Genomic DNA, 19009 nt, shown 5'->3' on the forward strand with positions numbered 1-19009 from the left:
CTTAATGGTTATTTACTTTGATTTGTGTACGTCGTCTTTTTCCCATTTTTAACAGCCAGTCACACCTCTAGACTTAAGAGTCGAGGATTTTATCTCACTTAATTAAGTTGCCCTAAAAACATCCTATAAAAAATAAACGTTTCATGCCATTTTTTTGCTCATAAAAAAAGCGGAAGTGCAATTGCCTCAAGGTTTACAAAAGTAAATGAAGGAAGGGCGTTCTTTACCAGCCATTCATTCGTTCGTTTCACCTGAAGCATTTGTTTTCACACACTTCCACTTTGTTCACTTTAGCAAAATAATTCTATTCAAGAATGTTCTTTACGAGCTTAACGTATTTACTAACTGATGAAACAGATAGCTCATACGTACTTGCAATGTTTGTTTGGCTCACAGACTCGTTACATTGTTTTTTCCAGACATATTGGAGTGCTGCGGCCCATCCGCAATGATTCGTTAGTGAATATTCATGTTTATGGGCATTGATCAGGACTCGAAAGGCAAATAAAAACAGTTCATCATGATCATTGTGATCAAATAATGTCTCTGCAATGTAATATAGAGAGGATATGTTGTCATAAGAGCCAGAATCCTTTGATAAAGCAAATTTGATAAATTCTTTTTCTATTTGTGACTGAGGAACGTTTGATGCTTGATATTCTTTAATATGATCAACACTATTTGTTTTCTTTGCAAGGAAAATGGCATATAACCGCTCTTCAACTGTCATGCTTGCTGCCAGCAAACCTGAGAAGTTATTTTCAGTATTCCACGGTTCTGAACCAGCCTTGTTTTTATTTTCTTTTAATACCCGTTCCCACATCTGCTTTGCAACGTTTTCACGCCCTGTAAAATAAGCAGAATAGGATAACCAATAATAAAACGTATCATCACCTTCAAACCCTTGTTTTTGAAGGGAACGAAGCCATTTATAGGCAAGTGGATAATAGCCGACCAAGGCAAAAGTTGCACCTAATTTATAACGATGCTCATAAAGAAGCGGGTAGACATTTGATAAAATTTTTGCAAGCTCTTCAACCTTTTCATCCTGTCGTTCATAATAATAAAACACTAATAAATTGCAATAAGCATGTAGATTACCAGGATTTTTTTCAAGTACGGTTTGCAAAAATTCTTTTGCCTTTTCAACTTCTCCAATATAGAAATAAGCAAGTGATAAATTATTATGCGCAGACCAAAATTCAGGATATTCAACGACAATTTCTTCAAGTAGTGAAATCGCCTCTTCAAACTGGCTATCTTCTAATAGTGATTTGGCTGCATCCTGTTTAATAATCAGGTCATCAGGATCCTTTAAAAACGGATCATCCTCATCATCTTCCATTGTTAGTAGCTCAATAAGATCTTCATTTTCTTCAATAAATTCACCATAAGGATCTTTTTCTGTGTAGGCAACTGCACATTTGTATGCTTCCTGAAATAAGCCGAGATGTGCATAATTATTTGCCATGAAGTAATGACACTCAGTCATCTCTTTATCAACTTCTTCAAGTATATATGAAAGCAATTCATTTGATTGGCTGTACTTTCCCATATCAGTATAAACGGTCGCTAATTGGGATAGCTTAACAGAGTCTTTCGGATCTAACTCAACTGCCTTTTGCAAATACTTACTTGCTTTTGGATAATTTTGTTCTCGGTAAGCCTTAAGGCCCTTATTATAATAATATTGTCCATCTTGGAGAAACGGGACAACCTGTGATTTTTTTTGTTGATTAAAAAATTGTTTTCCCACTGAAAACCTCCATTCTACCGAATTCACCGTACGTTAGTATACCATAAGTTAAGTGGTGAACAATAGTGGGAAATCGTAACGATGCTTGTCATAATGTTCAAATGTACGACATTTTTCGCACTTTTATAGAAAGTAGCTTGTGTAGGATTCGATTAAAAATTAGGTTAAGTATGCAACATTATGGGTACAAAGTAGGTTGAAGTTCCGTTTTATCAGCAAAATTTGAATCACTAGTGTTTTTTTCCGATATATCAGCGAATTTCTTATTTTATCAGCGATTTTTTCGTTATATCAGCGGAATTTCCATTTTATCAGCGATTTTTTCGTTATATCAGCGGAATTTCCATTTTATCAGCGATTTTTTCGTTATATCAGCGGAATTTCCATTTTATCAGCGATTTTTTTGTTATATCAGCGGAATTTCCATTTTATCTGCGATTTTTTCGTTATATCAGCGGAATTTCCATTTTATCAGCGATTTTTTCGTTATATCAGCGGAATTTCCATTTTATCAGCGATTTTTTCGTTATATCAGCGGAATTTCCATTTTATCAGCGATTTTTTCGTTATATCAGCGGAATTTCATTTCATCCCTCACACAAAACGAAAAAAGACTCAGGTATTGAGCCTTTTCTTCCTTAGTCTTTTGCAACATGTCTCTTTTCTAATACTTTTAATACTTCATCTAATGGCAGCTTTTGCTCTCTTAAAAGGACCATTAAGTGAAATAATAAGTCGGCTGCTTCCCATTTTAGTTCTTCGTGGTCGCGGTTTTTAGAGGCGATAATAACTTCTGCTGCTTCTTCGCCGACTTTCTTAAGAATTTTATCGACGCCTTCCGTAAATAGGTATGTTGTATAAGAGCCTTCTGGACGTTCATTTTCGCGTTCAGCGATTAGTTTTTCAAGAGTGTTTAAAATTTGGAAGCGGTCTTGGTTTACTACTACTTCCTGTTTATCAATCGTTTCACTAAAGCAGGTATACGCACCTGTATGACATGCAGGGCCTGCTGGCTGTACGAGGACAAGGATTGCGTCTTGATCACAGTCATATCTCATTTCAATTACTTTTTGAATGTTTCCAGATGTTCCGCCTTTATGCCACAGCTCTTGTCTTGAACGGCTGTAAAACCATGTTTCCTTTGTTTCTAATGTCTTTTTTAAGGAATCTTCATTCATGTATGCTAATGTTAACACTTCTTTACTTGCTGCATCTTGTACGATTGCTGGAACTAATCCGTTTTGATCAAATCTAATTGATTCTATCATCGTACATTCACCCCCTGTTTGTCTAAGTAATCCTTTACTTCTTTAACAGATGTTTCTTTATAATGGAAGATAGACGCTGCTAATGCTGCATCTGCTTTCCCATCTTGAAATGCTTGTAAAAAGTGTTCGGCATTTCCTGCACCGCCTGAAGCAATGACAGGTACGGACACAGCTTCACTTACTGCTTTATTTAGCGCGAGGTTAAAGCCGTTTTTCTCACCGTCACTGTCCATGCTTGTTAACAGAATTTCACCGGCACCACGTTTAACAGCTTCTTTTGCCCACGCGACAACTTCCCATTCTGTTGCATTTCTGCCACCATGTGTGAACACTCTCCAGCTGCCTAATTCTTCGTCATACTTCGCATCAATCGCAACGACAATACATTGTGAACCGAAGAAGCCTGCACCTTCAGAAATCAGTTCAGGATTCATTAGTGCAGCTGTATTTAGGGAAACTTTATCGGCACCAGCACGAAGAATTCTTTTCATATCCTCAAGTGAATTGATGCCGCCGCCAACAGTAAAGGGAATTGCAAGCTGGGCCGCAACTTGTTCGACAACATCGACCATTGTTTTCCGGCCTTCGTGTGATGCAGAGATATCAAGAAATACAAGCTCATCAGCACCCTCTTGATCATAAAACTTGGCAAGTTCTACTGGATCACCGGCATCTCTTAAGCCTAAAAATTGAATGCCTTTGACAACTCGTCCTTCCTTCACATCTAAGCAGGGGATAATTCGTTTTGTAATCATGATTCTTTCCCTACTTTCAATGCTTCCGTTAGACTAAACTGATTTGTATAGAGCGCCTTGCCAACAATTGCCCCGCTGACGCCAACGCTTTCGTATTCAGCAAGTGTCTCTAAATCTTTTAATGAGCTTACACCGCCAGAGGCAATGACTCGTTTATTTGTAGCTTTTGCCATTTCGACGATCGCTTCAACATTTGGTCCTGAAAGCATGCCGTCTGTCGCAATGTCTGTGAAAATAAAGACTTCTGCACCAGCTGCGGCAAGCTCTTTTCCAAGCTCAGTTGCCTTGACATTTGACGTATTTAACCAGCCTTCTGTTGATACATAACCGTCTTTTGCATCAATACCAATCGCAATTTTCTCACCATAGGCCGCGAGCATTTTTTTTACGAATTCTGGATTTGAGATAGCAGCACTTCCTAAGATGACACGATCAACACCATTTGATAAATAGTACTCGACATCCTCTTCTGTACGGATTCCGCCGCCGATTTGGATCTTTGCTGATAGTTTTGTTGCCGCATCAATCACATGCTGATGATTGACAAGCTTTCCTTCCTTTGCTCCGTCAAGGTCAACCATATGGATCCAGCTCGCACCTTGATCATCAAAGGTTTTAGCCATATCAAAAGGAGAATCACCATAAACCGTTTCCTTGTTATAGTCACCTTGAAGCAATCTTACACACTTGCCGCCCCGCATATCGATTGCAGGATATATGATAAATTGGCTCATTTTCATTCCCCTTCCACGATCTTAATGTAATTTTTCAAAATGGCTAACCCTAGCTCACTGCTTTTTTCAGGGTGAAATTGTGTGCCATATACATTGTCTTTTCCAACAACAGCTGTTACATCAACACCATATTGTGCTGTCGCTAACAAGGCATTTGTTTGTTCAGAGTCAACATAATAGGAGTGAACAAAATAAGCATAACCATGATCAATCCCAGCAAGAAGCGGGCTATCATGTTTGATTTGCAGGTCATTCCATCCCATATGCGGCACTTTGAGTCGATTTCCGTTCACATTTTCCGGTATCTTGACAACCTTCCCTGGTAAAAGTGATAAACCCTTTGTTAAGCCGTTTTCTTCACTTTCTTCAAATAAAAGCTGCATACCAAGGCAAATACCGATAAGCGGCTTGCCATCTGCAACGATTTTTTGAATATAATTTGTTAGACCTGTTTCATTTAATATCGCCATCGCATCTTTAAATGCACCAACTCCAGGCAGGATGTAGCCATCTGCTTTATCGAGGACAGCTTTTTCATTTGAAATCACATAGTCAACATTCATCCGCTCTAATGCCTTGCTGACACTATATAAATTGCCCATTCCATAATCAATAATGGCGATCATCTTATAACATTCCTTTCGTTGAAGGAAGTACCCCCTCAATTCGCGGGTCGATCATTGTCGCTTCATCCAATGCTCTCGCTAATGCTTTAAAAATCCCTTCGATCATATGATGTGTGTTATGGCCATAGTGAACAATCACATGGAGATTCATGCGTGCTTCAAGGGCAAGCTTCCACAGGAACTCATGGACATTTTCTGTATCAAATGTTCCGACTTTCCCGCTCGGGAACTCTGCTTTAAACTCAAAATGCGGACGATTACTTAAATCAACAACAACTTGGGCAAGCGCCTCATCCATTGGAACAAAGGCATTGCCGTAGCGCTTAATCCCTCTTTTATCTCCTAGTGCTTCACGTAACGCTTGTCCTAAGCAAATGCCAATATCTTCTGTTGTATGATGATCATCAATTTCAATATCACCATTTGCATCAACTGTTAAATCAAATTGTCCATGCTTTGCAAAAAGATCAAGCATATGGTCCATAAATGGAACATCTGTCTTTAGTGATGATTCGCCTTTTCCATCCACATTAAATGATAAGGAAATTTGCGTTTCTTTTGTATTTCGATTAATTGATGCCGTTCTTGTCATAAGTAATTCCTCCTTATTTTAGTCTTTCTTCAAGCGCACGAGCGTGGGCTTCAAGCCCTTCTAGTCTTGCTAATTTTGTGATTTTCGCGTAATTGTTTTGGAAGGCTTTTTCACTGTAAGAAATAATGCTCGATTTTTTCACAAAATCATCTACGTTTAATGGACTTGAAAAACGGGCTGTTCCATTTGTCGGCAGGACATGATTCGGTCCAGCAAAATAGTCCCCGATCGGCTCTGAGCTGTATCGTCCAAGGAAAATCGCCCCTGCATGCTTAATCTCATTTAACAGTGCTAATGGATTTTCTGTTAATACTTCAAGATGTTCTGGTGCAAGCTCATTCACAACAGCAATCGCTGTCTCAAGATCATCTGCAACGTAAATATGTCCGAAAGCTTCAATGGATGCTTTCGCAATCTCTACTCTAGGTAATACCGCAACTTGTTTTTCTACCTCAGCCTTTACTTCTTCTGCCTGTTTCATAGAGGTTGTCACGAGAATACTAGATGAGTTTTTATCATGTTCTGCTTGTGATAATAAATCAGCAGCAATTTCGTTTGCACGTGCTGTTTCATCACTTAGGACAACTATTTCACTAGGTCCAGCAATCATATCAATCGCAACCATTCCAAAGACTTCACGTTTTGCTAATGCTACAAAAATATTGCCTGGTCCCATGATTTTATCGACAGGTTCGATCGATTCTGTTCCATATGCTAATGCGGCGATTGCCTGAGCACCGCCAACTTTATAAATCTCTGCTATACCAAGCTCATTTGCCGCTACTAACACACCCGCAGGTAATGTGCCTTGCCCGTTTGGCGGAGATGTAATCACAATCCGTTTTACCCCAGCGACCTGTGCTGGTATGACATTCATTAACACTGAAGATGGATAGGCAGCTGTTCCACCTGGTACGTAAACACCTACTGCATCTAGTGCGGTAATTTTTTGCCCTAACATTGTTCCTTCATCATTGTAGCTGATCCACGATTCACGCTTCTGCTTTTCATGGAATGAACGAATATTAGCTGCTGCTTCACGAATGATTTCGATCATTTCATTGTCAAGCTCCTTATAAGCTGCTGAAAATTCATCCTCAGTTACCTTTAAGCTTGATAAGGAAACTTTATCGAATGTTTCCGTATAAGAAAAAAGAGCCGCATCCCCTTTTTCCCGAACAGTTGAAATAATCGATTGAACGATTTTTCGCTGCTCCTCAGTACCAGCTTCAATTGTACGTCTTAACGATACTTTTTTATCAGTAATACGGGTAATTTTCATGACATTAACCTCCAATTACTTTCGACAGGCGCTCAACTAGTTCATCAATGGCTTCATCCTTCATGCGATAGCTGACAGGATTTACAATCAAACGTGATGTAATATTGCAAATATGCTCAAGCTCCACCAAACCGTTCTCTTTTAATGTTCTCCCAGTTGAGACAATGTCAACGATTCGATCTGCTAAGCCGATTAATGGGGCAAGCTCAATTGAACCGTTTAATTTAATAATTTCAACCTGTTCACCTTGTTCACGGAAATAGCTTGATGCTACTTTGGGATATTTTGTTGCTACTTTAGGAGCCACATCATCCAGTTTTGCATTCGGAAGACCTGCTACAGCTAAATAGCACTCACTTATTTTCAAATCAAGAACTTCATACACATCACGTTCTTCTTCAAGCATGACATCCTTGCCGGCAATGCCGACATCCGCAACACCGTGTTCAACATATGTCACAACATCCATTGGCTTTGCTAAAATAAAGCGAATGTTTTCATTTGGCACATCTAAAATAAGCTTTCGTGATTCATCAAATTCAGGAGGAAGCTGGTATTCTGCTTTACGAAGCATATCTGCCGCTTCTTCAAAGATTCTCCCTTTAGGCATCGCAATTGTTAATAAATTTGACATCCTACAGCTCCTCCTTTCTTGATCCGATAATATAATCAACTTCAACAAAGTGTTTTGTATAAGAATCCACATCTTTAATTCCTGTAATGTCTTGCATGACAACACGTTTATGATTAGCACGAAGCTCTGCAGTACGGGCAATCGCTTCCTCACGGCGTTCCTGACTAAAAATCACACATTGAAGCTGCTGTTCATCTGACATCTTGAGCGCTTCAATTAATCGGTCAAGACGTATACCGAACCCTGTTGCTGGTGCAGCGTGATTGAATTTCTCAAATAGATGATCATATCTGCCGCCATTGCCGAGCACAAAGCCAACATTATCCGCATATACCTCAAATAAAACACCTGTGTAATAGCTCATATGACTGACAATATTTAAATCTAGCTTTAAATAATCTGTCACTTGGAATGCTTCAAGTGTCGACCACAGCTGACTAATTTCTTCAAGCGAATTGCGGGCTTCTTTAGAAGAAACAATTGCCTTTGCTGCTTCCACTTTATCAATGCCGCCGCGCAGTGTTAATAACGTAAATAAACGCTCTTGATCAATAGAGGATAACGGCAGGCTCTTCACATGCTCTTTGTAGCCAACATAATTTTTTTCATATAAGTAGCGGCGCAGCACATCTGCTCGTTCTTGATTTCCTAATACTTCTTTGAATAAAGCATTTGCATATTCAATATGTCCAATCGCTATTTTGAAATTTTCAAGGCCGGCATCTTTAAGCGTCGCAACCATTAACGCAATAACCTCTGCATCCGCACTTGTTGTCCCGTCGCCAATTAATTCCACACCCACTTGTTCAAACTCTGCCGGACGTCCACCTTCACGGTGCTGGGCACGAAAAACATTTGCAGAGTATGCAAGGCGTAATGGATAAAGATGATTATATAATTTAGAAGCAGCAACACGTGCAATCGGTGCCGTCATATCCGGTCTAAGCACCAATGTATGCCCCTGCTGATCCAATAATTTAAAAAGCTGTTGATCAAGGATGGCTGATTGAACACCAACCGTTTCGTAATATTCAAGTGTTGGTGTTTCAATAAATTGAAATCCCCATTGCTCGATTACATTCGTCATTGCCTGACGTGTTTTCTTTTTTACTTCAAATAAGTTTGGTAATGTATCAACCATTCCAAGCGGTTTCTCAAACATAAACATGTGTGTCTGTACCCCCGTCAGTGAATTATGATTTATAATTTTCAGAATCCTTTACTTCGCTAATATGCTAATATACTACCAAAGTAAAGCTACTTTTTCAAGGAATTATTTACATTTAGGCTTACTTATTATTCAAATAGAAAAAATGATTTATTCTGTCTTTTTAGAAGGCGATTGGTTTTAAGACAGTTAAACAAACGTTTGATTATGTTGATTCCAATGGGGTCTTATTTAAGCATGGCGGTTTTTTGCATCCTTTGTTGCTTTATCAAGTCGTGCGGGGTGGTTGATTTCCTCTCCACCCGCAAGAGTCTTACAATCTGCTCCAATCAACCTTAAATAGCTTTTGTAGTAACAATCTTTACGAAAGGCTGTTTTCGCAAACTTTGTTGCCATTTACCAAGTAGTGCGGTGTGGTTGATTGCAGCGAGGGATGCACGATGACCGCGGGGCGGGCGGTGAGCATCCTCGGCGTAAACACCCGCATGAGTCTCACCTGTCCCGCTTATCCCGCAGGAGTCTCTCAATCTGCTCCAATCAACCTTAAATAATTTTCGTTTTAAAAACAACAAGCTCTTAAAAAAGAGCCTTAAACAAAAAGGCTACTAGTATTTACTAGCAGCCTTATGCTCTTCCCTTTTCGCCAACTCTTCTTTTGTATAAATGATTTTCATTGGATTCCCACCAACGAATGCTCCAGCCGGAACATCTTTATGTACGAGTGTGCCTGCTGAAACAATCGCACCATCACCGATCGTGACGCCTGGCAGGATAGTAGAATTGGCACCAATTAACACCTCGTCACCAATTTCTACCGTTCCAAGACGATATTCCTTTATTAAATACTCGTGAGCTAATATTGTTGTATTATAACCAATCACGGTATTTTTACCGACCGATATTTTTTCAGGAAACATGACATCGAGCATCACCATTAATGCAAAAGAAGTTTGATCCCCTACCTTCATTCGTAAAAACGTTTTGTACAGCCAGTTCTTCATTCCCAAAAAAGGTGTGTACCTTGCAAGCTGAATCACAACAAAGTTTCGAACAACCTTCCAAAATGGAACGGTTTTATATACATGCCATAACGAATTCGCACCCGAAACCGGGTATCTAGTCGTTCTTCTCACATTATTCCGCTCCGACGATTGGCAGGATATCGCTCATTTTTTCCAACAAATAATCTGGATGATGACTGCTTATATATTCTCTGCCTTTCACACTCCATGAAACACCTGCTGTTTTCGTTCCAGCATTTTTTCCTGCTTCTACATCATGATGGTTATCTCCTACCATGATCGCTTCTTCAGGTGATGAACCAAGCTGTTCTAACGCCTTTAAGATTGGCTCAGGATGAGGTTTCGCATGTTCAACATCATCAAGTGTAACGACAACATCAAAAAATTGATCAAGCTTTGTGAGCTTTAACCCCATTTTGACGGTATCACGAATTTTCGTCGTCACGATCCCAAGCTTAAAGCCTTGCTCATGAAGGGTTTTTACTGTATCAAAAACCGTTTCGAATTCCGTTACAAGAATATCATGCTGTTCATGATTAAACTTGCGATAAACTTTCACCATTTCTTCCATTTTTTCAGGATTCAGGCTGCCAAACGTTTCATATAATGTTGGTCCAAGAAATGGAAGCACATCCGCGCGTTGATATTTATTTGGGTAATAATTATTTAGTGTGTGAAGAAATGATTCAATGATGAGATCATTCGTATTGATTAATGTTCCATCTAAATCGAAGAGTATTGTATTAATTTTCATATGACGCTTCCTTTCTACGAGTCTGTCCTGCCTCAGCTTTACGCCAAATAGCAGCAACAGTTATGGTTAAAATAATGGCGACAGTTAAACGAATAATGAGTAAAGGTAATACCGGAATTCCCAACGGGATAAAAATGAGTGTATCCTCAATCACAGCATGACAGGCAACAAGAAAAATAAATGCCAGAGTTAAATCCTTATAGCTTACATTGTCCTCTTTGACAGCTTGAATCATCACACCTGCACCATATGCCAATCCGATCGTAAGTCCTGCCACAAGTGTCATTGAGGTATTTTCCTTCATGCCAAGCATCCGTGTAACAGGCGCCATCCACCGTGTAAAAACGTTCAATAATCCTAAGTCTTTTAGAAATTGAATGGCAATCATAAGCGGAATCACAATGATGGCAAGCTGGATAACACCTAACCCGGCTTTCTGTACTGCTAACAGAATGATTTCTAACCATCCGTTTGGAGTCACTTCTGTTTTGCTTACAAATCCATATTGCGCCATTTCAGAGCCGCCTTGCCAAACAAGGTTGATAATGATGGCTGATCCAAATGCAAGACCAAATCTGACGAGCAGGATGATCCAAAGTTTAAGACCAACCTTTGCTGCAACAGAAGACTCGATAAGTAAATTATGTGAAAAAGACAGCATAACCGCGATGATAAACACTTCTTTCACCGTTAAATCAAGTGATAAAATCGCCCCAATGCCTGCGTAAAGACTAAGTAAATTCCCGATTACTAACGGGATCGCTGCTTCACCTGATAAGCCGAAAATCCCCATAAGCGGTGTAATAAGCTTTGTTAGCCATCCCAATACAGGTGTATACTGCAGCAAACTAACAATGAAAGTAATCGGAAAGATCACTTTTCCTAATGTCCAGGTGGTCTGCATTCCAGCTTTAAAACCATTTTTCAAACTACTTCCCACAGCAAGTCTCTCCTTGAAGTTTCTACAAAATAAGTGTTACATCATTGACTTGAATCTAAATACCTAGCCTTAGAATACCCTTTGACACGACGGATCATAATGACAGCAACTGCAATCGCAATGAGAACAATCGAAATAACTTGGGCAATTCGTAACGACTCTGTCAGCATTAAGCTGTCAGTACGAAGGCCTTCAATAAAGAAGCGGCCAATCGAATACCAGATCACATAGGTTAAAAAGAGTTCTCCGCGTCTGAAATTCGCTTTTCTTAATAAGATTAAACCGATAAAACCAATGAGATTCCATATTGATTCATATAGAAAAGTAGGGTGATAGTATTGTCCATTAATATACATTTGGTTAATAATGAATTCAGGTAATTGTAAACCTTCTAAAAACTCTCTCGTTACAGGTCCGCCGTGTGCTTCTTGGTTCATAAAATTCCCCCAACGACCAATTGCCTGTCCTAGGATAATACTCGGTGCAGCAATATCAGCAAGCTTCCAAAACGATAGCTTTTTAACCTTAGCAAAGACCGCGCCTGTAATAAATGCTGCGATAAGACCGCCATGTATCGCCAGGCCGCCATTCCAAATCTTAATAATGTCGCCAGGGTTTTGTGAATAGTAATCCCATTGAAAAATGACATAGTAAGCTCTTGCACCTAAAATAGCAATAGGAATCGCAAATAAGACAAGATCGACGAATGTATCCTTATGTAATCCTCGCCTTTCGCTTTCTCTAACAGCTATTAATAGCGCAAGTAATGCTCCGACCCCAATAATGACTCCATACCAATAAATTTGGATGGGACCTAATTCAAGAAATATGGGATCAAGAGGCTTTATACTCTCTTCCATTCGATCATCTCCCTACATTTATCGTTAACTTCTCTCTCTATTATTCAAAGAGATCTGCCCCTCTGATAAGGGGGCATCCCCTTTCGCTTACATCACTTATTCCTCGTCATGATCGCCTTCTTCGATCACACCTGCAAGCTTATTCGTAAATTGCTCAGCTGCATTTACACCCATTTTTTTCAAACGATGGTTCATAGCAGCAACTTCAATGATGACTGATAAGTTTCGACCAGGTCGAACCGGTACTGTCAGCTTTGTAATATCTGTATCAATAATTCTCATTTTCTCTTCTTCTAAGCCTAGACGATCATATTGTTTATTTTGATCCCATAGCTCTAAATTAATGACAAGGGTAATGCGCTTAAAGTTACGAACAGCACCTGCGCCAAATAAAGTCATGACATTGATAATGCCTAATCCGCGGATTTCTAATAGGTGTTCAATAAGCTCCGGTGCGCTTCCGATCAGCGTATCTTGGTCTTCTTGACGAATTTCCACACAATCATCGGCAACAAGGCGATGTCCTCGTTTTACAAGCTCTAGTGCTGTCTCACTTTTACCAACACCACTTTTCCCAATGATCAGCACACCTACTCCATACACATCAACTAGTACTCCATGAATAGCTGTTGTTGGTGCCAATTTCCCTTCAAGGAAGTTTGTTAAATGACTTGATAAACGTGTCGTCTTCATTGATGAACGTAAAACAGGCACACCCTCACGATTAGATGCTTCAATTAATTCAGCTGGTGCTTCATTTTCTCTTGAAATAATAATGGCTGGAGTAATGTCTGTACAAAGCTCATCCATGCGATGCTTTTTCTCTGAAACACTCAGCTGGTGGAAAAATGAAAGCTCTGTTTTTCCTAACAACTGAACACGTTCTTTCGGATAATATGTAAAATACCCTGCCATCTCAATACCAGGACGGGACAAATCACTCGTTACAATCGGGCGATTAATGCCTTCCTCTCCACTTATAACTTCAAGATTAAATTTATCAATAAGATCCTTCGTGCGAACTTTAGCCATAGTGTATCCTCCTCGATTACAAGAGAGTTATCTCATGTAAATGATGTATTCGTGTTAACATTGTTGTGCTTCTACCTGAGTAAAAAGGCTCTTTCTCTATTTTAGCATTAGTGGATTATATTCCAAAATATAAAATTAGTCTCTCTGTCTAGTATCTTAAGTTAATTCCTTATAAAAGGAAAGGTGAACGAACAGATTACAACGATCATTTTCGTCAAACATTTTATAGGCAAATCCTATTTCGCAGTCCTAATTGATAGAAGCAAGAAAAAAATCTCTTTGACTACCAGTCCTCACATGAAAAAAACTCCTATATATACGGTGAAATCTATTTTAGGAGGCTATCTTAATGAAAGTAATGATTGATGCTGGGCACGGATTTGATACAGCCGGTAAGAGAACAGTGGATGGGATGAAGGAATACGAATTTAACCGAGCAGTTGCAAATGAAATGAAAAAGCTTCTTTTAGGTTACGAACATGTGACTGTCTTATTTTCACATTCTGATCAAAGAGATGTCCCTTTAGCAGAAAGGGCCTCTAAAGCGAATAACGCAAAAACTGATCTGTTCATCTCCATTCATGCGAACGCACATGGAAATGGTAAAGAGTGGACATCTGCAGAAGGGATTGAAACATATGTCTATACCTCAAAACCGAAGACTGCTTATGAAGCAGCCAAAATTGTACAAGCAAAACTTGTTGCAAGCACTTCTCGGGTAGACCGCGGTGTCAAAACAGCTGATTTCTATCTTTTAAAGAAAACGAATATGCCAGCTATTCTCTGTGAATGCGGGTTTATGACTCATAAGGTCGAAGCTCATTTACTGCGCTCACTTGACTATCGCCAAGCATGTGCACAAGCTATCGTGAGTGGTATTGCTGCATACTATAAACTAAAGAAAATACCAGAAGCTGTGAAGAAAGAATGGTATAGAGTTCAACTAGGAGCCTTTCAAGAAAGAGAAAATGCTGCTAAACTTGCCGCGGAATTAACTAAGAAAGGCTATCAGGCATTGATCGTTAGGAACCAAAAGGATGGACAACGTTAAAGGCCTATTTTCCTTTGATAATGAATAAATGACATATGAAAAGACGTGTGAATTCGCACACGTCTTTTTCTTTGTATAAGGGTATGTTAAGTTGCATCAGATGCATTGGCAATGCTCCAAGTAACGGATCCATCATCCTATAAAATAAAAATAGCGCCAACTTCTATTTCATTGAAATCGGCACTTCGTTTATTCGATATACGTTTAGCGTGACGCTTTTGGCGGTTGGCACACGTCACATTTACGTTGGTTATTATTTTTAAATTTCGTAAATGTTTTTTCAAAATTGCTACCACATGCACATTTAAATAGTAACTTTTGAGAGAAACCGTGATATTCCGTTGTTAGCAACTTACTTTCCGAATTTTTCTCAACAAATTCTTTAATTTTACCGATTGTCCATCGTTTATTCATTCTCTTACACCTCCATATTTTATCGCTAGGCGGAGGCTTTTATTGGCATCCGTTCAATTATAAGCAAAAATCGTAATGATCCTAAGTTTCTCATTATAACATGAGCTGGCACACAATTAAACAGAACTTATGTTGAACATGTACTAGGTCATTTCAAACTGTCGTAGCATGTACAATCTACCTGTTCTTTTTGGGAATTGCATGAAATGACTCTATATACGCGTTACTATAAATAGTGTGCATACTAATACCCGCTATTCGCATTTGATTGAATACTGTATCAAGTGCTCTATACAAATGCGTCAGTTCCAGCTCTTATTATTTTGGGTGTTATAAAGGATGCAATAGCCCTCTCGTTCCATCTGAATTAGGCTTACTATTTCATTTCTCTGTAAACGACTTTCTCGTCCATGATTCGTTTATACACGTTTACTTCGAAATAGCTAGTTGATATCATTTTTTCGGTTTTTTTCACATCCATATCCATCGAAAATTCATCTTTTTTCGGGTATTTGTCTGATTTGTAAAAATTGTATTGATCCAAATATGGTGAGTATGTTTTTACATCGATTGTGTTCGTTTCCTCATCAACGAGAAGAAGGCGGATAAAGCCGTTCCCCCCACCAGGTCCTTTTTGATAATCAGCGATTAATTGATATACACGTCTATCCGGAATTCCATCTAAATTATCATCAATATCGTCAATTAATTGCTCACTGCTATGATAATGACCACAAAGAATGGCTGCGACATTTGTATTTGGAACAACTACTTTTTCAAAAATTTCATTTCCTATGCGACTGCGTTTCCCGTTTTTTTGTAAATACTCGTGAAAGGACAAAATAGCGGTACGATCTGAATGACGGCTTAACACCTTGTTGATCCACTCAATGTCTTCAGGTCTAACCTCCCAGCCCATATAGATAAAAACATAATCCTTGCCATTTGCTGAAATAAGATCATAATGACCTCGATTATTTTGATAGGAGTCTCCATAATACGGCTTTTTACGAAACCGACTTTCACCAAAATATTGTTCATACTTCTTAAAATGGTCACCTTTATCATGATTACCGGGTAGGACCCCATAGGGAATTTTCGCGACGTCTAATGTATTCATATAGGAATCAGCACGTTTCCATTGCTTTTCATCATTGCCTTTATTGACAATATCACCGGTATGAAACACATATTTAATGTTCATTTTTGATTTATTTTGGGAGATCCATTCTGTTACAGTATTAAAAATGGCGGGATAATCTTGAGCATAATACTGTGTATCAGACATCCATATAAATGAGTAATCATAGTTTTTCGATTGTGCGGAGATCTGATCTTGGACAATGACACTTATTTGCTGATTGTGTACGTAGTCTTCAGCGGTAAATGTTCCATTAAGTTGAAATTCGTCTTTACCAGCCAATTTACGGTCCAGCTCCACCCATTTTCCAGTTGATACATTCCAGCCATACATCGTTACTTGTCTTCCTTGCAGAGACTTCCCCTCCCAATTGATAAAGAGTTTGTCTGAAGGTTTGACATCTTTATCAACCGTTACATCAAAACGGTGGTAAGGAAATTTAGTGATGGAACGTGTTTCATTTGCATGACTTTTATGTTTTTTTAAAGCACGGTATTTTTCTTTTGAGAATTCTTTTTCACCTTTGGGGCTATACGTTTTGGGTGGTTCGGTATTTGCAGCATTTTCACTTACGTACATGTGTTTATTTGTTGCAGACGTATATTGATGTGCAAGGTAAAGATTTTTTGATGCATGGATTTCAATACTTGAAGAATGAATGGTATTCTTTTTTACAAAATGCAGAGGCAGGAATGATAGTAATAGAATGGTTATACATATAACAACATATTTACGCCAAAGAATTCGTCTGTACATGCTATTCACCCAATAGTAGTATGTGCAGATTTTTGATTTTTAAAGAAAAGAAGCCGAAAAAAGAGCGAGATTAGCAGCATCTCACTCTTAAACAAACGTTTATTTAGGATCTAGAGGTAAGTTACTCTTTATTTTTGGCTCTTTTCTAAGAGATTGATGCTTTTAACGAAAACTAATTAAGGTTGGTTGGAGCAGATTGCGAGACTCCTGCGGGTGCAGCGGGACAGGTGAGACTCATGCAGGCGTTCACGCCGAGGAGGCTCACCGCCCGCCCCGCGGTCATCGTGCAGCTCTCGCTGCAATCAACCACACCGCACTCCTTGGTAAATAGCAACAAAGTCTGCGAAAACAGCCTTATTTTTTCTTTTGCAATGGCTCAACAATCGCCTTTTGAATCATGAGATGCAGCAAGGAAATCACGACAGCAGCTAATATGGCTGCACCAAAACTATCAATATTAAACGCATCACCCATCAGACCTTCAGCAATCATCAGTGTAACAGCATTTATGACAATGAGAAATAAACCTAAAGTAAAAATGGTTACAGGAAGTGTTAACAAAATGAGGAATGGTTTAACAAGTATATTTAAAATGGATAAAAGGAAACTTGCTCCTATGGCTGCTCCGATCCCACTTAAATGAAAAGAATGAAAGTAGCCCGCAACAACAATAAGGATTAACGCATTTACTAAAATACTGACGAACCACCTAATCATCTTACATAACGTCCGATTCTTCTGGAACAACAAAAATCCAGGCAGCATAGATAAGCACTAATGGGAAAAATCCCGTAAAAATAAGTAAGATGACAAACAGAACCCTTAATAGTGACGCATCAATTCCTGTATACTTTGCTAAACCGCCAAGAACACCGGATAGTTTTCGATCTGAATTTGATCGGATTAATTTTTTCATGATCTTCAACCCTTACGTATTTTTTATCGAAATCGAACCTGTTTTTGAATCAGCAAATAATGAGAGCTTTGTTTCTGGTGATGTTCTGAATTTAAGCTCTTTTTGAATGGTTTCATTTTTCTCAAGTATGATGTCCACATCCTTCAGCTGTGCTGACAGGCTGCCTAAGTGAGACTTAAACTCACCAATGAGTTTTGTTTCATCTGGTATATTTATTTCAATATTACCAGTCGTCGTTTTCGCATATAATGCCTCACATGCTGTATCAACTAACGTCAGCAATACATTCCCATTAAAGCTTTGAGCGTCAATCTTGTCAGCAGATCCATTAAACTGGATAAAACCTGTAATTGTTTCTGCTTCAACTTTTTCATAGTTTGACCGCGAAAGCTTAATCTGTCCATTTGCCGTTTCAAACTCTCCATTTTTTCCATTGATATCAGAGAAGGTCACAACACCGTTTGCCGTCTTTGCTTTAAGAGTCCCTACTTGTAAAGCTTCCCCTCTAATCGGCCCATTAAACAATTTAATCTTTACTTGTTCATACGTTTGTTCTGGAACATACACGATTAAATTGACTTTCATTGTCTTTTTATCTGTATTAAAAATCAAACGATTTCCTTCAACTAAGCACTCAACTTCTGCCAAGAAGTTCTGTCTTGCCTGATCCATATTTTCTACACGGTACATCTTTGCATCACATTCCAGCCGAATATCCTTTTCGCTCCATGGTTTTAGATTGACACTGCCATTAGGTAGATGAATATCGATGCTATGAAAAGAGGAACCTTGGAACTGGAAAATATGCTTAATATCAATTGATTTTCCAAAATTTAAATCAAGATCGATTTCCTTTACCTTTTTCACTGCGGTATCGACCCAATCCATAAGTTTAGCCCCTAATGAGGAGTATTTATCATTTGTTTGTTTCGCTGTATTATCATCATGATTGTTAATCACTTCTGTTGATAATGCTGTGATCTTTTCTGCTTTTAATTGTTCATCCTTCTCTAATGCTTCAATTAATGAAAGAGCTTCATCTGCCGTTAGCTTTCCTTCTTCCACAAGCTTTAAAATTCGTTTTCTTTGTTCATGCATATGATTCTCCCCAATCTCAGTTTTTTATAGGCTCTTTTCTAAGAGATTGTTGCTTTTAAAAACAAAACTATTTACGGTTGGTTGGAGCAGATTGTGAGACTCATGCAGGCGTTTACGCCAAGAAGGCTCACCGCCCGCCCCGCGGAAAACGAGCATCTCTCACTGCAATCAACCACACCGCATTACTTGGTAAATAGCAACAAAATTTGC

Annotated in this window: 21 protein-coding genes; 1 reads left to right on the plus strand and 20 read right to left on the minus strand. The window is 38.8% G+C overall.

The window, feature by feature from the left end; all coding sequences use genetic code 11:
* Positions 1-304 precede the first annotated feature (304 nt).
* The 15 genes from GMB29_RS23990 to hprK form a co-directional block, all read right to left on the minus strand.
* Positions 305-1756 carry a tetratricopeptide repeat protein gene (locus tag GMB29_RS23990; protein ID WP_136352422.1) on the minus strand — a complete coding sequence of 484 codons (1452 nt, stop codon included), beginning with the start codon at positions 1754-1756 and terminating at the stop codon, positions 305-307.
* Positions 1757-2394: 638 nt separating this feature from the next.
* Positions 2395-3024 (minus strand): bifunctional phosphoribosyl-AMP cyclohydrolase/phosphoribosyl-ATP diphosphatase HisIE, encoded by a 630-nt coding sequence (gene hisIE / locus GMB29_RS23995; protein ID WP_136352421.1) that lies wholly within the window; start codon positions 3022-3024, stop codon positions 2395-2397.
* The gene (hisF, locus tag GMB29_RS24000; RefSeq protein WP_136352420.1) at positions 3021-3779 is read right to left on the minus strand and encodes an imidazole glycerol phosphate synthase subunit HisF; all 759 of its coding nucleotides are present in this window, start codon (positions 3777-3779) and stop codon (positions 3021-3023) included. Before hisF ends, hisIE begins: the two co-directional genes overlap by 4 nt.
* The gene (hisA, locus tag GMB29_RS24005; RefSeq protein ID WP_136352419.1) at positions 3776-4513 is read right to left on the minus strand and encodes a 1-(5-phosphoribosyl)-5-[(5-phosphoribosylamino)methylideneamino]imidazole-4-carboxamide isomerase; all 738 of its coding nucleotides are present in this window, start codon (positions 4511-4513) and stop codon (positions 3776-3778) included. The genes hisF and hisA overlap by 4 nt, the downstream gene beginning before the upstream one ends.
* A 2-nt stretch (positions 4514-4515) precedes the next feature.
* A complete protein-coding gene (gene hisH, locus GMB29_RS24010; protein WP_136352418.1) occupies positions 4516-5139 on the minus strand; it encodes an imidazole glycerol phosphate synthase subunit HisH in 624 nt (207 codons plus the stop codon).
* 1 nt (position 5140) lies between these two features.
* Entirely contained in the window at positions 5141-5731 is a 591-nt protein-coding gene (gene hisB, locus GMB29_RS24015; RefSeq protein ID WP_136352417.1) for an imidazoleglycerol-phosphate dehydratase HisB, read from the minus strand.
* Between the two features lie 13 nt (positions 5732-5744).
* Complete coding sequence (gene hisD / locus GMB29_RS24020) at positions 5745-7013, minus strand: histidinol dehydrogenase (protein ID WP_136352416.1); 1269 nt, start codon at positions 7011-7013, stop codon at positions 5745-5747.
* A gap of 4 nt (positions 7014-7017) precedes the next feature.
* Positions 7018-7647: an ATP phosphoribosyltransferase gene (gene hisG / locus GMB29_RS24025; protein WP_136352415.1), complete on the minus strand. Its 630-nt coding sequence runs from the start codon at positions 7645-7647 to the stop codon at positions 7018-7020.
* 1 nt (position 7648) lies between these two features.
* Positions 7649-8815, minus strand: coding sequence for an ATP phosphoribosyltransferase regulatory subunit (locus tag GMB29_RS24030; RefSeq protein ID WP_136352414.1), 1167 nt, complete (start codon positions 8813-8815; stop codon positions 7649-7651).
* Positions 8816-9046: 231 nt separating this feature from the next.
* Positions 9047-9211: a hypothetical protein gene (locus GMB29_RS27145; RefSeq protein ID WP_168733799.1), complete on the minus strand. Its 165-nt coding sequence runs from the start codon at positions 9209-9211 to the stop codon at positions 9047-9049.
* Positions 9212-9420: 209 nt separating this feature from the next.
* Positions 9421-9948, minus strand: coding sequence for an acyltransferase (locus tag GMB29_RS24035; RefSeq protein WP_136352413.1), 528 nt, complete (start codon positions 9946-9948; stop codon positions 9421-9423).
* A 1-nt stretch (position 9949) separates the two neighbouring features.
* Positions 9950-10591 carry a pyrophosphatase PpaX gene (ppaX, locus tag GMB29_RS24040; protein WP_136352412.1) on the minus strand — a complete coding sequence of 214 codons (642 nt, stop codon included), beginning with the start codon at positions 10589-10591 and terminating at the stop codon, positions 9950-9952.
* Entirely contained in the window at positions 10581-11531 is a 951-nt protein-coding gene (locus GMB29_RS24045; protein WP_196305209.1) for a nucleoside recognition domain-containing protein, read from the minus strand. Before GMB29_RS24045 ends, ppaX begins: the two co-directional genes overlap by 11 nt.
* Positions 11532-11572: 41 nt before the next feature.
* A complete protein-coding gene (gene lgt / locus GMB29_RS24050) occupies positions 11573-12391 on the minus strand; it encodes a prolipoprotein diacylglyceryl transferase (protein WP_136352411.1) in 819 nt (272 codons plus the stop codon).
* Between the two features lie 96 nt (positions 12392-12487).
* On the minus strand, positions 12488-13423 hold the full coding sequence (hprK, locus tag GMB29_RS24055; RefSeq protein WP_136352410.1) for an HPr(Ser) kinase/phosphatase: 936 nt from the start codon (positions 13421-13423) through the stop codon (positions 12488-12490).
* 349 nt (positions 13424-13772) lie between these two features.
* Here hprK and GMB29_RS24060 point away from each other — a divergent pair, with 349 nt between their 5' ends.
* Entirely contained in the window at positions 13773-14474 is a 702-nt protein-coding gene (locus GMB29_RS24060; protein WP_136352409.1) for an N-acetylmuramoyl-L-alanine amidase, read from the plus strand.
* A gap of 204 nt (positions 14475-14678) precedes the next feature.
* Here GMB29_RS24060 and GMB29_RS24065 read toward each other — a convergent pair whose 3' ends face one another.
* The 5 genes from GMB29_RS24065 to GMB29_RS24085 form a co-directional block, all read right to left on the minus strand.
* Positions 14679-14888, minus strand: coding sequence for a hypothetical protein (locus tag GMB29_RS24065; protein WP_066232608.1), 210 nt, complete (start codon positions 14886-14888; stop codon positions 14679-14681).
* Between the two features lie 376 nt (positions 14889-15264).
* Positions 15265-16785, minus strand: coding sequence for a metallophosphoesterase (locus GMB29_RS24070; protein WP_136352408.1), 1521 nt, complete (start codon positions 16783-16785; stop codon positions 15265-15267).
* Positions 16786-17139: 354 nt separating this feature from the next.
* Positions 17140-17502 (minus strand): phage holin family protein, encoded by a 363-nt coding sequence (locus GMB29_RS24075; RefSeq protein ID WP_136352406.1) that lies wholly within the window; start codon positions 17500-17502, stop codon positions 17140-17142.
* Position 17503: 1 nt separating this feature from the next.
* Positions 17504-17701 carry a PspC domain-containing protein gene (locus tag GMB29_RS24080; RefSeq protein WP_136352405.1) on the minus strand — a complete coding sequence of 66 codons (198 nt, stop codon included), beginning with the start codon at positions 17699-17701 and terminating at the stop codon, positions 17504-17506.
* Positions 17702-17713: 12 nt separating this feature from the next.
* Positions 17714-18799, minus strand: coding sequence for a DUF4097 family beta strand repeat-containing protein (locus GMB29_RS24085; protein ID WP_136352404.1), 1086 nt, complete (start codon positions 18797-18799; stop codon positions 17714-17716).
* Between the last annotated feature and the right edge of the window lie 210 nt (positions 18800-19009).

Origin of the sequence: Metabacillus sediminilitoris (assembly GCF_009720625.1) — a bacterium.
GTDB lineage: Bacteria > Bacillota > Bacilli > Bacillales > Bacillaceae > Metabacillus > Metabacillus sediminilitoris.